At 29.9% G+C, this 15663-nt stretch carries 15 protein-coding genes; 4 read left to right on the forward strand and 11 right to left on the reverse strand.

The features are described from left to right. Positions 1–67 precede the first annotated feature (67 nt). From cydB to Q0678_RS04135, 10 genes are all read right to left on the reverse strand, one after another. On the reverse strand, positions 68–1114 hold the full coding sequence (gene cydB / locus Q0678_RS04090; RefSeq protein WP_299054316.1) for a cytochrome d ubiquinol oxidase subunit II: 1047 nt from the start codon (positions 1112–1114) through the stop codon (positions 68–70). 1 nt (position 1115) lies between these two features. Further along, positions 1116–2462 (reverse strand): cytochrome ubiquinol oxidase subunit I, encoded by a 1347-nt coding sequence (locus tag Q0678_RS04095; protein WP_299054319.1) that lies wholly within the window; start codon positions 2460–2462, stop codon positions 1116–1118. Between the two features lie 30 nt (positions 2463–2492). Then, a complete protein-coding gene (locus tag Q0678_RS04100) occupies positions 2493–3071 on the reverse strand; it encodes a methyltransferase domain-containing protein (protein ID WP_299054322.1) in 579 nt (192 codons plus the stop codon). Between the two features lies 1 nt (position 3072). Further along, positions 3073–3366, reverse strand: a complete 294-nt coding sequence (gene trxA, locus Q0678_RS04105) for a thioredoxin (RefSeq protein ID WP_299054325.1) — start codon at positions 3364–3366, stop codon at positions 3073–3075. 12 nt (positions 3367–3378) lie between these two features. Then, positions 3379–3837 (reverse strand): c-type cytochrome, encoded by a 459-nt coding sequence (locus Q0678_RS04110; RefSeq protein WP_299054328.1) that lies wholly within the window; start codon positions 3835–3837, stop codon positions 3379–3381. Between the two features lie 50 nt (positions 3838–3887). Next, positions 3888–4520: a Crp/Fnr family transcriptional regulator gene (locus Q0678_RS04115; RefSeq protein ID WP_299054330.1), complete on the reverse strand. Its 633-nt coding sequence runs from the start codon at positions 4518–4520 to the stop codon at positions 3888–3890. A gap of 94 nt (positions 4521–4614) precedes the next feature. Continuing rightward, complete coding sequence (locus Q0678_RS04120; protein ID WP_299054333.1) at positions 4615–4752, reverse strand: hypothetical protein; 138 nt, start codon at positions 4750–4752, stop codon at positions 4615–4617. 67 nt (positions 4753–4819) lie between these two features. After that, positions 4820–6163, reverse strand: coding sequence for a TolC family protein (locus Q0678_RS04125; protein ID WP_299054336.1), 1344 nt, complete (start codon positions 6161–6163; stop codon positions 4820–4822). Next, positions 6150–9350: an efflux RND transporter permease subunit gene (locus tag Q0678_RS04130; protein ID WP_299054339.1), complete on the reverse strand. Its 3201-nt coding sequence runs from the start codon at positions 9348–9350 to the stop codon at positions 6150–6152. The genes Q0678_RS04125 and Q0678_RS04130 overlap by 14 nt, the downstream gene beginning before the upstream one ends. 23 nt (positions 9351–9373) lie before the next feature. Next, positions 9374–10489: an HlyD family efflux transporter periplasmic adaptor subunit gene (locus tag Q0678_RS04135; protein WP_299054342.1), complete on the reverse strand. Its 1116-nt coding sequence runs from the start codon at positions 10487–10489 to the stop codon at positions 9374–9376. Positions 10490–10717: 228 nt separating this feature from the next. Here Q0678_RS04135 and Q0678_RS04140 point away from each other — a divergent pair, with 228 nt between their 5' ends. The 3 genes from Q0678_RS04140 to Q0678_RS04150 are packed head-to-tail and all read left to right on the forward strand — an operon-like array spanning position 10718 to position 13129. Beyond that, the gene (locus Q0678_RS04140; protein WP_299054345.1) at positions 10718–11878 is read left to right on the forward strand and encodes a GNAT family N-acetyltransferase; all 1161 of its coding nucleotides are present in this window, start codon (positions 10718–10720) and stop codon (positions 11876–11878) included. Between the two features lie 6 nt (positions 11879–11884). After that, the gene (locus Q0678_RS04145) at positions 11885–12754 is read left to right on the forward strand and encodes an acyl-CoA thioesterase II (RefSeq protein WP_299054348.1); all 870 of its coding nucleotides are present in this window, start codon (positions 11885–11887) and stop codon (positions 12752–12754) included. Positions 12755–12772: 18 nt separating this feature from the next. Further along, positions 12773–13129: an SdpI family protein gene (locus Q0678_RS04150; protein ID WP_299054351.1), complete on the forward strand. Its 357-nt coding sequence runs from the start codon at positions 12773–12775 to the stop codon at positions 13127–13129. On the opposite strand, the gene Q0678_RS04155 is transcribed toward Q0678_RS04150, so the two are convergent. Further along, the gene (locus Q0678_RS04155) at positions 13126–14637 is read right to left on the reverse strand and encodes a phosphoethanolamine transferase (RefSeq protein WP_299054355.1); all 1512 of its coding nucleotides are present in this window, start codon (positions 14635–14637) and stop codon (positions 13126–13128) included. The genes Q0678_RS04150 and Q0678_RS04155 overlap by 4 nt on opposite strands. A 255-nt stretch (positions 14638–14892) precedes the next feature. On the opposite strand from Q0678_RS04155, the gene Q0678_RS04160 reads away from it, so the two are divergent. Beyond that, the gene (locus Q0678_RS04160; RefSeq protein ID WP_299054358.1) at positions 14893–15639 is read left to right on the forward strand and encodes a hypothetical protein; all 747 of its coding nucleotides are present in this window, start codon (positions 14893–14895) and stop codon (positions 15637–15639) included. Positions 15640–15663: the final 24 nt, after the last annotated feature.

The following is a 15663-nucleotide window of genomic DNA, read 5'->3' on the forward strand; positions in this document are numbered from 1 at the left end:
ACCATATGGTTGACAAATGTACAGAAAATAATCAAACCCAAATGAATTTGATTACTTTTTAATTTATTTAATAACTAGTATCATCTAATTTAACTTTACCATGAAATGTTTTATATAAGAAAACAAAATACCCAGCCAATAAAGGAGCACCAATAGCCACAATTGTAAGCATAATACCCAATGATTTTTGAGAAGATGCTGCGTTATATATAGTAACACTAAAAGACGAATCTACAGTAGAAGGCAGTAATACAGGATACAACTGAAACGCAACTAGCATTAATAAAAAAGCCATTGTTAATGAAGAAAATATCATTGCAAAACCATACTTTTTCTTAGAGATTAACCTTGGTATATTGGCTACTGACAAGAAAGAAAGCAAGGGTAAAATAAAAAATATGGGTGTTTCTTTAAATTTATCTGTAACACCAGGCACAAATATTAAAGTATACAATGAGGTTATTGAAAAACTAATTAGAAAAAAAATCATTCCTTTTTTTAGTAAAAAAGTAAGTCTAGTATATAACCTGCCCTCTGTTTTAAGTAATAAGAAAATAGCACCTTGTGTCATAAAGATAGACAAAGTGGTAAATCCTACCATAATTGCATACGGACTTAAAAATGAAAAGAAAACACCGCCTTTGTAAGAGAAATTTTCATGCAACTCAAACCCTTCTAATACATTACCCAAAACAACCCCTAGTAAAAAAGCGATTAATGTATTGGATATAAAATAAATAATATCCCACGTTTTACGCCACCAAAGCATTTTTTCTGAGCTTCTAAATTTGATAGCACTAGATCTTAAAACCAATAACATTAAAAACAACATAAAAGGGATGTACATTGCAGATAACATGGTTGCATACATTACAGGAAAACCAGCAAACAAAGCACCACCTCCAATAACCAACCAAACTTGGTTTGCGTCCCATAAAGGCCCAATTGCATTAATAGCAATCCTTCTGCTTAAGTCTTTCTTAAAAAACAAATGCCAAGCTCCTGCACCATAATCAAAACCCTCTAAAATTGCATAACCAGAAAATAATAATCCTACTACTAAATACCAAAGCGTTGGATAATCTATACCCAAAAAAGTTTCTAATTCTTGCATTTTAATTGATTTCTAAAGGGTTAATAGCTTCATTATAAGGTCCTGATTTTATCTTCTTATTCATAGAATATAAGAATAAAAGCAATAGAAAACTGTAAACTACCATAAACAGAATTAAAGAAAAAAGAATCTGATTTGCAGAAACCTCTTGAGAAAAACCTTCGCTAGTTTTTAGATGCCCATACACAATCCATGGTTGTCTACCCATTTCTGCAGCAAACCAGCCTACTTGATTGGCAATTTGTGGCAATATTACAGAAAAAGCAAAAATTTGAAGCAACCATCTTTTATCAAAAAGCTTACCTCGCCACCATAAATAAGATGCATACAATGTTAATGCAATTAAGAACATTCCTATAGAAATCATAATATGATAAAATTGAAATACAGCATTTACTTGACTTGGCTGTTCATCTTTAGGAAACGCATTTAAACCTGTAATTGGGGCTTTAAAATCTTGATGAACTAAAAAAGACAATCCTCCTGGTATTCCTAAACCTGTTACTTTTTGAGTTTCATTATCTACCCATCCGAAGAGATATAAATCGGCCGGCGCAGATTTGTCATAATGCCCCTCTAATGCCGCTAATTTAGCTGGTTGATTTTTAGCAACACCATCTGCAGAACTATGCCCAGATAATAATTGAGAAAACGAAACAATTGTTGCAACTAATAGCGCAATTTTAAAACCTTTTTTAGAAATAGCTACATACCTACCTTTTAAAAGATAATAAGCATGAACGCTTAAAACTAAAAAAGCTCCTGCTAAAAAGGCTCCTTGCCAAACATGTATAATTCTGTCTACACTTGATGGATTAAACACCATTTGCCAAAAATCTGTAACTTCGGCTCTTGCATTAAACCCTTCGCCAACAATATGATAACCTGCTGGTGTTTGTTGCCAACTATTAGCTACCACTATCCAAACAGCAGAAAACATAGAGCCTAAGAAAACACCTATCGTAGAAATAAAATGAACCTTGGGTGAAACTCTATTCCAACCAAAAAGTAAAACGCCTAAAAACGTACTTTCTAACCCGAAAGCAAACAAGCCTTCTGCTGCTAAAGCACTACCAAAAATATCACCAACATATCTAGAGTAAACGGCCCAATTGGTACCAAATTCAAACTCCATTATAATTCCTGTTGCAACTCCAATACCAAAAGTAATGGCAAATATTTTTAACCAAAATCGAGTTAAAACTTCGTAGTGTTTATTGCCTGTTTTTAGATACAAACCTTCAGTTATTACCATTATTAAACCGATACCAATACTTAAAGGAGGGTATATATAATGAAAGGCAATCGTAAAGGCAAATTGAATTCTTGCTAATATTTCAACATCCATAATGTTACTTTTTTGTTGGTTTATTCTTATTTATATTGACAGTTTCACAAACAGCTCCATACCTTGTCTGTTTGGGTAAGAGTTGTAACAAGGTTGCATTTGTATGCTTTTAAAAAAAGGAGTAAAATACGTTAAATACTCTTTTTGATTGCCACCAAAAGGTGGATGATCTTCGTTTAAAACTGCATCAAAAAGCAACCCAACTAGTTGCCCTTTTGGTGCTAAAAGCGTTTGCATTTTTTCTGCATAGTTTGGTCTTAATACTGGATCTAAAGCACAGAAAAAAGTTTGTTCAATAATTAAATCGAACGAACCTTTTAGCTCAAAAAAATCTCCATGAATTAATTGTGCGTCAGGAAAATTAGGCACTCTTTTTTTAATATTTTCTAAAGCACTTGTTGCCAGATCTACAACAAAAACATTCTTAAAACCTTTGTTAAAAAGATACTCGGCCTCGTAAGAGTTTCCGGCTCCCGGAATTAAAATGGTAAGTTCTTTATTTTCTAACTGATCAAAATAAGCTTTTAACGGTGGCGAAACTTCTCCCAAATCCCAACCTGTTTTTTTTTGTTGGTATTTATTTTCCCAAAAAGATGCATTAAAATTCATACTAATGTGTATTTATAATGTTTATAAGGCCTTCCTTTTGCACGACCCCAGACTGCCTCCAGACTTCGGTGCCATTTTTATATAAAATTAAAGTAGGTACACCTCTAACTTGATACTTTGCCGCTATCGATTGATTTTTATCAACATCTATTTTTACAATTACAACCTGGTCTTTTAGCGCATCTTTTACTTGTTTTAAAATGGGCGACATGGTTTTACAAGGACCACACCACTCTGCAAAAAAATCTACTAAAACAGGTTTGTCTTTATTTATAATTTCTAAAAATTTTGCCATAATTTTAAATATCTAATTACGTTTTTTTGTATGTTCTTCTTTTTCATGGGCATCAAACCATTCTGGTTTTTCTATGTCGTTATCAAACATATAGGCTGCTATTTGTGTGATTGTTTCTTTTGGAAAAGCTTGCTTTGGCATCAATCCAAAACGCTTAACAGCACCATACATTTTGGCATTTTCTTTGGTTGGATTTTCTATCCAGTTTTGTAATGATGCTGTAAATTGCTCTTTGGAAGTATTTGCATCTAAATAATGCTTTTTTACAGCAACCATAGGTGGTGCAATTCGATTCTCATGACTCGCAGAAGGGCTATGGCATACATAACAATTTGCAATCATTAACTTTTTACCTGGGTGTTGTTGAGTTGTAATTTTAGACGACACTTCTTTTTTAGCGTAAGAAGGTCTTTTTGTGTCTTGACAACTAAATAAAAAAACTGAGAGTGCAAATGCTAGAAATAATTTCATCTTTTTTCTACAAAAATAAAAATTACTTATATAGAGTTCAGTAACCTTTGTTACAATGCTAATACTTTAATACTGTTTCTAAAAAGCTGAATTTTTTGTTCATTTTCTAACTTCTTTAGCAACCTAGAAATTACAACTCTAGAGGTGTGTAAATCTTCTGCAATTTGCTTGTGTGTTGTAGCTAACTCATCGTTACCATTCACCATTGCTTTGTCTTTTAAGTACTTAAAAATACGGTCTTCCATCTTTAAAAAGGCAATGGTATCTACCGCTTCTAAAAGCTCTTCTACTCTGTTATGGTAACTTTCTAAAATAAATGCTTGCCAACTTTTATAGCTACTTAACCATTCGGTCATTTTTTCTTTCGGCAAAAGAATGAGTGAAACATCTGTTTCTGCTACCGCTCTAATTTTACTTTTTGTTTGCCCCATACAACAAGAAAGTGTCATGGCACAAGTATCTCCTTTTTCTAAGTAATACAAAACCAATTCTTCGCCATTTTCATCTTCTCTAAGAATTTTAATAGCCCCAGAGAGTAGCAATGGCATCGATTTAATAAAATCGCCTAATTCTATAATAGTATCTTCTGCCTTAAATTGTTTAAAAACGCCAATAGTCTCTATTTCTTTCAATAAAGCATCTTCAAATAAATAGGCAAAATTATGGGAGAGTTCTGTATACATTCACTTAAAATTTACAATGTAAAAATAATGAAAATATACGATAAATAATCACACAAAAGAAAAACGAATACTGCTTTAAATTTGGTGTAAAAAGCTACTTCTTAGTTGTCTTTGTATCTGAATTCATTAATAAGAGAACAGCTGCTACCAAACCGATTACAACCAATACAAAAACACCTATCATTACTGTTCCGTTGACCCAAGAAACTAAAGGAAAATTTAAAAATTTCATACTTTATATAATTAATGTATAAAATTAAGAAGTTTTACAGTGTTAAATTATGATAAAAATCAGGTTTTTAAAATTTTACATTTAAAATATCGCCACTTAACTGCAACAACTGAAGTTCAATTAATTTAGCATCATACTTTGCGTTATTAAACGCTGTTTTGGCATTAATTAAATTTACTTGTGCTTGCCTAAATTCTATAGAAGTTACCTGCCCAAGTTTATAACGTTCTTGTGTTCTATCAAAATTGTTTTGCGTAGTTAACACATTGGTTTCTTGTGCTTTTAATATAAAAAGTTGATTGTTGTAATTTTCCCAAGTATTTTTAAGTGTATTCTGAATGGTAACTTTTTGTTGTGCCAACAAAATTTCTTGAGTATCTAATGCAATTTTAGCATTGGCAACTCTTGTTTTTGTGTTTCCGCCATCAAAAAGATTCCAAGAAAGTGCAACTCCGGCATTTAAACCATCCGAAGTAATTAAACGTGCACCAAACGGATTTACCAAATTTTCATTTTCTGTTCTATTAAGCGCATACGAAGCATTAAAGTTTAAAGCTGGCAAATAATTTGCTTTGCTTATTTTGATGTTAAACTCGCTAATAGCAATGTTTTTTTCATTTTGAAGTAGCGCAGTATTATTGGCAAATGTTTTTTCTTCTAAATCAGAGAATATCAAAATTTCATCAAAATATACTTGCGTATCTACTACATAATTTACCGATCTATCGACCCCTAAAATAACATTTAAACCACGTTTAGCAGTGCTTAATTGCTGATTGGCGGCAATTACAGCAATACTATCATTATTAACGTCTACAGAGGCATTTAACAATTCTAATTTGGTAGATTGCCCGTATTCATATTGATAAGTAGCGCGTTTTAAACGCTCTTTAGAAATGAGTAAAGCCTGTTGTAAATTATCTTTATTTTCTGACAATCTAGCTATCTGAAAATAGGTTGTAAATAATTGTAAATAGGTGTTTTCTATAGTTTCTCTTGCTTGTAATTCAGACAAATTATAGGTTTCTTTCAACTGCTTATAATTGTACTTTCTACCTAAGCCATCAAAAATAGTATAATTTACGCCCAAAGCAGCATTATAGTTTTTTGTAATTACTCCGTTACCTACTCTTTCAGAATCTGCACCTGTATTTGGGTCTGTAAAAACAATTTTTTGGTTGTTTGTTCTATAATCTGCACCAGAAGTAATACTGGCTGATGGAAGGTAACCAGAATTAAAAATACTGGTATTATTTTTAGCAACTTCTAAATTGTTATTGGCAATTTTTACGCCAAAATTATTTTCTAAAGCAATTGCTAATGCTTGCTGTTTTGTAAGTATTTCTTGAGAAAATATTCCCAAAGAAAAACTTAATAAAACGAATACAATTGTTTTTTTATGATAGGTCATCTTCATCATATTTAGATTCTATAATAGCTCTTTCTACTTCTTCTTTACTAATTTCATTCCCTGTTTTTAACCACTTAATTTTAACCTTTATGGCATTAGATACAGACAACATCATCGGCAACATTACAAGTGTTAGCACAGTTGCAATTGCAATACCGTAGGCTATAGAAATTGCCATGGGTATTAAAAATTGTGCTTGCCTACTTTTCTCAAAAATTAAAGGTGCCAAACCTGCAATGGTTGTTAACGAGGTTAAAAATATCGCTCTAAAACGAGATTGCCCTGCTTTTACCAATGCATCATCGAACTTTAAACCTTCTTTTAAATAACTATTAAATTTCCCTATTAAAACCAAACCGTCATTTACCATAATTCCTATCAAAGCGATAATCCCTAAAAAGGATAAAATACCAATTGAAAAATTATGAAAATAATGTCCCCAAATAACCCCAATCATGCTAAATGGTATCATAATAATTAGTAAAATTGGTTGGCTATACGAACGGAATGTAAATGCGATAACAATATAGATTAATAGTAAAATAATTGGCCCAACTAAATTTATAGAGTCTGTCGTTTTTTTTGCTTCTCTATTTTGACCCTCATAAATTGGTTTTACCGTTGGATATTTAGACAGGATTTCTGGCATAATAACCGTTTTAATATTGTCTAAAATATCTGTTTCACTGGCGGTTAAATCTTTTAAATCTGCGGTTATTTGAATCTCTCTTTTACCGTCTAAGTGATTAATGGCAATATCACCTCTTTCGATGGTATAAGTTGCAATTTCAGAAAAAGGAATTCTACTTCCGTTGGGTGCAACAATACGCATATCATCTAAATCTTTAATAGAAGATCGATCTTGTTTTGTATAACGTACCCAAACTTTAATTTCATCTTGCCCTCGTTGAAAACGTTGTGCCTGAAAACCGAAGAAACCTGCCCTTACTTGAGTCATTATTGACTGTAAATTTAACCCCAGTAAATATGCATTATCTTTAAGTTTTATACGAACTTCTTTTATACCAGCTGGGTCATTATCTGCAACATCTTTTAATAAAGGGTTGTTCTCTAAAACCTGCTTTAACTCTTGTTTTACAGCCTTTAATTCTGAAATATTATTACCTAATAAAGACACTGCTACTGGGCTTCCACCAAAATTACCACCTGAGCCAAAAATTAAACTTTCTACTCCGTAAATTTTACCCACTTTCTGCTGAATAGTATTGGTAATTTCTGGTGATGAAAAATCTCTTGCTTCCCCTGGTAAAAGGTTTACAGTTAAGGTTGCATTTGCGCTACCTGGGCCCACTCTTTTAATTACATTTTCTACTATTGAAATATTACCCGACTGTTTTTTAGAATATTCGGTGTTGGTTATCCAAACTTTCTCTTCGATAGATGAAATGATAGAATCTGTTATTTTCTCATTAGTACCTTGCGGCATGTTTAGGGTTATCTGAACTCTATCACTTGCAATTCTTGGGAAAAAAGAACTTTTTATAACACCACCTCTTAAGGCCGAAACACTTATTAAAAGCGTTGCAACAAATACACAGAAAACAAAAATTTTATTATTAAGAGAGAATTTTAAAAATGGAAGGTAGTAGGTGTCTCTAAATTTCCCTAAAAAATGATCTGCTTTTTTATTTATTTTCTTAAAAAAACCATCAATCCCTTTTGGTGTTATTTCTTCTCCGTTTTCTAATTTTTTTCTTTCTAAAGCTTTCGAATGCGCAATATGTGCTGGTAAAATAACAAGTGCTTCTACCAATGAAACACTTAATGTTAGCAATACTATGGTAGATACTTCACTAAAAAAATTACCAATTCTACCATCGACAAAAAAGAAGGTAGAAAAAGCGATTATGGTTGTTAATATTGCCGATACAATTGGCGGAATTACCTCCATAGTTCCGTCTATGGCAGCATTAATTTTTGATTTTCCTAAATCGTAATAATGATGGTAAATATTTTCTCCGATTACAATACCATCATCAACCAAAATACCAATAACAATAATCATCCCAAAAAGAGACAATACATTAATGGTAACATCAAATTGTGCGGCAAAAATAAACATCCCAAAGAAAGCAACTGGCAACCCAAAAGCTACCCAAATTGCCAATCGTAAGTTTAAAAATAATGCCAAGAAAAACAGCACTAATAAAATACCTACAACACCATTTTCTATTAATAATTTTGTTCTTCCATTTAAGGTTATTGAGGCATCACTAGAAATGTTTAACTGAACATTTTGTTGTTTTTGATTGTATTCAACAATGTATTCTTTAATTTTATCTGCAGATGAAATTAAATCTTCATTATTGGTATTACTCACTGTAACATTAATTGCTAAATTACCATTATAATAAAGCCTATCTGGGTTTTCTGACCAAATGTCTTTAACTTCAGCAATGTCTTTTAATCTTATAATTGCCCCAGAAGCAGTTGTTTTTACAATTACATTTTGCAATTCTACACCGTAATAAGAGCGATTGCTAGCTCTTATTAAATAATCTTCTTCTATCGTTTTTATATTACCACCTGTAATTAAAATATTAGAGCTACTAACGGCATTTGCCACCTCTGTAAATGAAATATTATACGCTCGTAAATCGTTTTCTCTAACCGCAATTTCTATTTCTTCTTCTGGAAAACCAGAAATTTCTACTTGAGATATACCGTCGATGCTTCTTAAATCGTTTTCAACACTTCTAGCATATTGTTTTAAAGAAGTTAAAGAAATATTATTACCACTTACCGTAAAACTAATCGTAGGTCTTACACTTTCTACTTTTGCAATTACGGCTGGCTCCATACCAGATGGAAATGAAGGAACTCTATCGACTGCGTTTTTAACATCAGAAAGCACCACATCGATGTCTTTGCCTTTTTCTACCTCGATATTTACACTTGCAGAATTTTCTTTAGATACCGAAGTAACTCTTTCTACTCCAACAATTCCTTTTAAGTTATCTTCAATTTTTAAAACTACTCCTTCTTCCATTTCTGCAGGAGATGCTCCCGGATAAACTAAAGAAATTCTTATTAATTCTGAATCTACTAGAGGGAAAAAAGAAGACTTCATGCTTAAAGCTCCTACCAAACCAAATGCTATAAATGCAACAATCATTACATTAACAGCAACTGGGTATTTTATAAAATAAGTAATTATTTTTTTCATTTATGCTGAATTTAGTTCAGTAGCTATTTCTTTTCATTTATTTTCACAATCATACCATCAAAAGCCCCTGGCAACGTTTGTGTTAAAATTTTTGTGTTATTTTTTAACCCTTTAATAACAACATTCTCTGCCCCTAAATAAACAGGGTTTACTTTTACAAGTGATAAAATAGTATCGTTTTTAACGGTATAAACAGCACTGTTGTCTATCAATAACCTTCTAGAAATTTCTATCGATTCTTTTTCAGATTTTGCAATTAAGTTCGCTTCTAAAAACATGCCTTCTTTTAAATCTTTATGCGCAACATCTATATAAGCTTTAATCGTTTGAGATACTTGATCTACTTTACCATTTATACGCGCAACGGTACCAGAATAGGTTTTTGATTTTTGCAAATTTGATAATGACACAGCGTTCCCTACTTTTAATAAGTCAGCAAATTCTGCATTTACAGAAACTTCCATTTCATAAATACTTGGGTCTATAAATTCTGCTAATTTTTGCCCTACTCTTACCAAAGTTCCTGGACTTACCAAAACCTCTGTTAAAATACCAGAAAACGGAGCAGAAATGGTATATTTAGAATACCGAACCTCTAAATTTTTTACAGCGTAATAGTTTGTTAAAATTCCACGACCCGAAATAAAATATTTCTCTTTATCTGAATTAAAAGCTGGTAATTTTGGTACATTTTTATTGATATTAAAACTCTTTAAATAAGCTTGCCATTTGCTAAACTCGTTAGGGTAATCTAAACGAATATCTGGCATAATAGCCGTAATTAAATTGTATAAATTACTTTTCTGAGATTGTAAAGTTGCATAATACTCATCGCTATTTAAGCTAAGTAAAGTTTCGTTTTTAACGTAGCTTGTCCCTTCTTTAAATGCTTTTTTAGAAGTTTTTAAGACACCTTGTACTTCAGAAAAAAGTGCTATTTTATTTTTTGCAATTAAATTACCACTTGCAGATAAAACGATAGGGATTTCTTTATTTAAAACCTCTTTTACAAACACCGTTTTTATTTGTTTCTTAAATTGGGGTCTAGATAATTGATTTTTTTCTACTAAAATATTTCCAAAATAAACTGCAGCAACTATTGATAAAACACCTAATAGTGCTAAAATTATTTTTCTCATAATTAATTGATTTGTAATAATAAAATAAACGACATTATATGCAAAGATACTTTTTAAGAGAAAGCACAAACATAAACCACCCAACATCTTTGTTAAAGAAACGTTATAATTTGTGCTTTTTTAAAAAAAATGTTAAAAAGGCAAATAATTAACTTAGAAAATAGAACTTTGCATTCCGTAAAAGCATACTAGTAAAAAAATTAACAATTAATAATTAATACCTTAATATTGAGTTGTAATAAGGAACAAAATAACGCTGTATTTTTTTCTAAAATTGATGAAATCCCATTACATATATGGGCTCAATTAGAATGTACTAACAATCGTTACTTTGATCCTGCTTTTTTAAATGCCTACCAAAAAAATCATCCAAATATTTTATTCTCTTATCTAGTTTTATTGGATGAAACGGGTAAAGCAAAAGCCTTTTCTACAATTCAAATAATAAATTTTAATATTAATGTTATTAAAAATGATTTTGAAATACTTAAAAAATTAGGCAAAAAATTTCATCTTTTAAAAGAAAACAAACCTTTACAACTACTAATTTCTGGCAATACTTTTGTGAGTGGTGAACACGGAGTTTTCATTAAAAAAGGCTTGAATAAAAAAGTAGTAATTAAAGAAATTGCTAAGGCAATTTTAGCATTTACAAACGCTAATAAGAATTTAAATATTGATGCTTTCTTAATGAAAGACTTTTTAAATGAATCTTTAATTATTACCGACGAGTTAAAAGACTACAAATACCATCCCTTTTCTGTAGAACCTAATATGGTTTTAAGCATAGACCCTAATTGGCAAAATTTTAGCGATTACTTAGCTGCAATGAAAACCAAGTTTAGAGTAAAAGCAAAAAAAGCATTTAAACAAAGTGAAGAATTAAAAATTGAAGATATTACCTTACAAAATATCGAAAGTTTGCTACCTAAAATGAAATTGCTCTACAAATCTGTAACTATCAATTCTAGTTTTAATTTAAGTGATTTTAATTTAGAAACCTATCAAGCTTTAAAAGAAGAATTTAATGAAGCATATTTGTTAAAAGCTTTTTATTTAGATGAAAAACTTGTTGGTTTTATGTCTGGTATTATCAATAATAGCTCTTTAGATGCACATTTTGTTGGCATCGACTATTCTTTAAACAGAACCTATGCTATTTATCAAAAAATGCTTTATCATTATATAGAAATTGGTATCGATAAAAAATTAAACATGATTAATTTTGGAAGAACTGCAAGCGAAATTAAAAGTTCTGTAGGGGCTGTTCCTCAAAATTTAACCATGTATCTTCGTCATAAAAAAAGTATTAAAAATAAAATTTTAAAATTATTCTTGCAGCGAATTCAACCGACTCCGTTTCAACAAAAATTTCCATTTAAAAAATAACACTAAATGCAAAATAGCAAAGATTTAATTGCCCTTTTAAACCTAGAAAACCTAGGAAACAATAATTTTAGTGGACACAGTTATACCATTGGAAGTCCGAATGTTTTTGGGGGTCAAGTGGTTGCTCAGGCAATAAATGCGGCTTATAGAACTATTCCAGAAAATAAAATTTTACACTCTTTACATTCGTATTTTTTAGAAGCTGGCAACTTATCTATTCCTATACACTATAACGTTACAGAAATGAGAGATGGTGGCAGTTTTTCTACCAGAAGAGTTACCGCCAGCCAAAACGATAAAACAATTTTTATTTTAGCAGCCTCTTTTCATATTAAAGAAGATGGTTTTGAGCATCAAACAGTTATAAAAAAAGACATAACACAGCCAGAAGAACTACTTTCTTGGGATGATATGCTAACTCAGTTTGGTGATTTTTTACCAAAAACAACAAAAACTTTTTTAAGTGTTAAAAGACCCATTGAATTTAAACCTGTTAGAGTACCAAACCCTTTAGATCCAAAAGACTTACCTGCTAACGAACAAGTTTGGTTTCGATTGAAAGGAGAAAATCATCAAAAATTTACTCAAAGAACCAAGCATGAAATTTTAGCGTACATTTCTGACTACAATGTATTAAATGCAGCATTCAATCCAAATGGTAGTAAATTTAGTTTTGCAAACACACAAACAGCAAGTTTAGATCATTCTATGTGGTTTTTTAGAGATTTTAATTTTGATGATTGGTTATTATTTTCTGCAGAATCGCCAAACGCTTATGGCGCAAGAGGTCTATCTAAAGGAAATATCTTTACCAGAGACGGTAAATTAGTGGCTTCTTTTGCGCAGGAAGGTCTTTTACGTCCGATTAAAAAATAAACTAAATAAAAAAAAACCATGACCGACTCTTTAATATACGTATTTACAACAAACGGTTTATTCTTTCTGATAAGTGTGCTTTTTTGGAAATTCCCGCCAAAAAAAATAAATAGTATCTATGGATATAAAACCCCCAAAGCTATGCTAAATCAACAAATATGGGATTTTGCAAACTCAACATTTAATAAAAGTTTATTAATTTATACAGGGTTCTCTTTTATTGCTGTTCTTGCCTTTGTTACCTTTTTTAAAATTGTTTTAACATGGCAACCTATGGCATTGGTAATTTTGTCTTTAGTGGTTAGTGTTGTAAAAACAGAAAAAGCACTCTCTATTAATTTTACAGATGAGGGTAAAAGAAAAAGTAAAAATTAATTAAAAATACTTTGCGCTTTTAAGTACTTATAATTTTCTACGTTACCAATATCTAAAACGCTATGAAATAAAAAATCTGTAGTTATAGAATCTTGTCTTTTCAATTTCAATTTTTGAATTTTTAACGGGTAATTTTTTTGAAAATGATTAGAAAACCAAACTAACATTGCAGGGTTTTTTGTTGCTTTATGCTCTTGTGCATGTAACCACCTTCCATCTTCTCCCAAGGTTTCTCCATGATCTGAAAGGTAAATTAGTATTGTTTTTTTTGATGATTTTTTAAGATTTAAAATCAGTTGATTTAAAAAATTATCTAAGTACAAAATAGTGTTATCATAAGAATTAATTAACTCTTCTTTAGTTAAAGACCCGATATACTTACTGGTAATAATCGGTTTAAAATGTTGAAATTCTGGTGTAATTCTGCTATTGTAATACCAGTGACTCCCAATCATGTGAAGCGTAGTTATTCTGTTATTAGCAAGAGCATTATCAACTGAAAAATAATCTAACAATGCTAGATCTTTTTCTTTTTTAAAACTTTGAAAAGAATGTAGTTTATCAATAATAAGATTCGTTTTATTAGAATAAATTACATCTTTATAACTGCTTTCAATAGATTGGTTGCCTATCCATTCTGTTTTAAAAGAAGCCTTGTTTAGCACTGTATATATACTTGTAGCAACTTGCTGCTTTTGTTGATCATCTACAGATTTATCAGTTAAAATTTGAGGCACACTTTGAGCAGTAAAAGTAAAAGGAGTGTATACTTTTTTAAAACTAATTACATTTTTTACTTTAGATAATAATGGAGTTGTATTTCTGTAATATCCATTTAAAGATAAATGATCTGCTCTTACAGATTCTCCTACCACTAATACAATATGTAAATCTTCTTCTTTTGTAAAAACGTTTTCTTTTACTTCTTTTAATGTAATTTTTGGCTTCTTTAAATACTTAACACCTGCAAAATACACATTGTATGGAAGTCTATTTTTAAAGGCATCAAACTTGTAGTTTTCTACAACAAAAAAACTTAAAACACCAATAATTGAAAGTATAAAAAGCGGCGATTTAACACTACTAATCCTATTATTTTTAAAGCGTTTAAAAAACACTAGAATACTAACAGTAGAAAATAGTAAAAAGAGCACAAATTGATAACTAATCACATCAATAGCAATATCTGTATTTGTTTCTACAATTGCTTGAATCATACCTTCTGCAATGGTAAGATCTTGTGTATATACCCAAAAAGAAAAAGAAGAAACTAGTATAAATAAAATTGGAAATACAATTTTAAATAACTTTTGAAAAAGGCTAAAAACATATATAAAACCAAATAAAGAAAAATGCAATAATAAAAAATGAGCAACATACACTAAATTCCCTTTTAAACTGCCAAAAGGAAAATGCACGTAAGAAGCAATTGTAATAAAAACTGCAATTAAAATATGTAGCCCTAAATGAAATTTAATTTCTGGTAGCCAAAACTTTAATTTTTCCATTTAAGATAGGTGCTTTATTATTTTTAAAATGAATTAAAGAATTAGTAATACAACTTTAACATTAAAAAAATAGGTTTATTTACAAATATAAGGTTTTCATATCTAGAATTTTACTGTTATTTAAAGCTCAAATATGATTATTTTGAGATAAAAATGATTATGTATATTTGTTATATTGTATTATTAAAATATTTATTAATATAAAGATCTATTTTTCGTTAGATTTTAAGGTGAAAAAAAGAAATTAAATTTGATATGCAAAAAAATATAATCTTTAGAAATAAATTCAAAATTTTATTGCTTACTATTTTGTTTATTGCTTATTATTATAGTCCGTATAAAGTTGAAGGAATTAATTTTTATCATAAAATATGGGCACATAGAGTAAATTCTATTGAAAAATTAAATTCTTCTTTAAATTATTTTGATGGTATTGAACTAGATTTAGTATATAATTTTGAAAAAAACATATTCGATGTTAATCATCCACCTGATGAATCCAAAGGCCTAAATTTTGTAGACTATATTAATGCAATAGAAAATAATAGTCTTCCTTTTATTTGGCTAGATATAAAAAATATTAATAAAAAAAATGTTGATCAAATACTAAAGAAATTATTATTAATATTTAAATCTAAAGAATATCCTTTAAACAAAATTTTAATTGAATCGAAAAACGCGAATCTACTTCTACAATTTGAAAAGGTTGGTTTTAAAACAAGCTTTTACTTACCATCTAACTTGAATAAAAAGAATAGTTTAGATTTATCAAAAAGCTTACTTGATATTAAAAATGTAATAAATAAATATCCTAATGTTGCCATATCTACAAGTTTTAAAGATTATCACATTGTAAAAAAAGAGTTTCCCAATCATAAAAAATATATTTGGGCCATAGTAAAACCTTTACATTTTAATCACTTTCTGATTAGGGAAATTCTAAAAGATACATCTGTTGAAATTGTTTTACTAAATTATCATGTAATTAGAGGAAATATTTAAGAATTTACTTATTTCCTAGATTGA

The organism is uncultured Polaribacter sp., from assembly GCF_947497125.1.
In the GTDB taxonomy this organism is placed as follows: Bacteria; Bacteroidota; Bacteroidia; order Flavobacteriales; family Flavobacteriaceae; genus Polaribacter.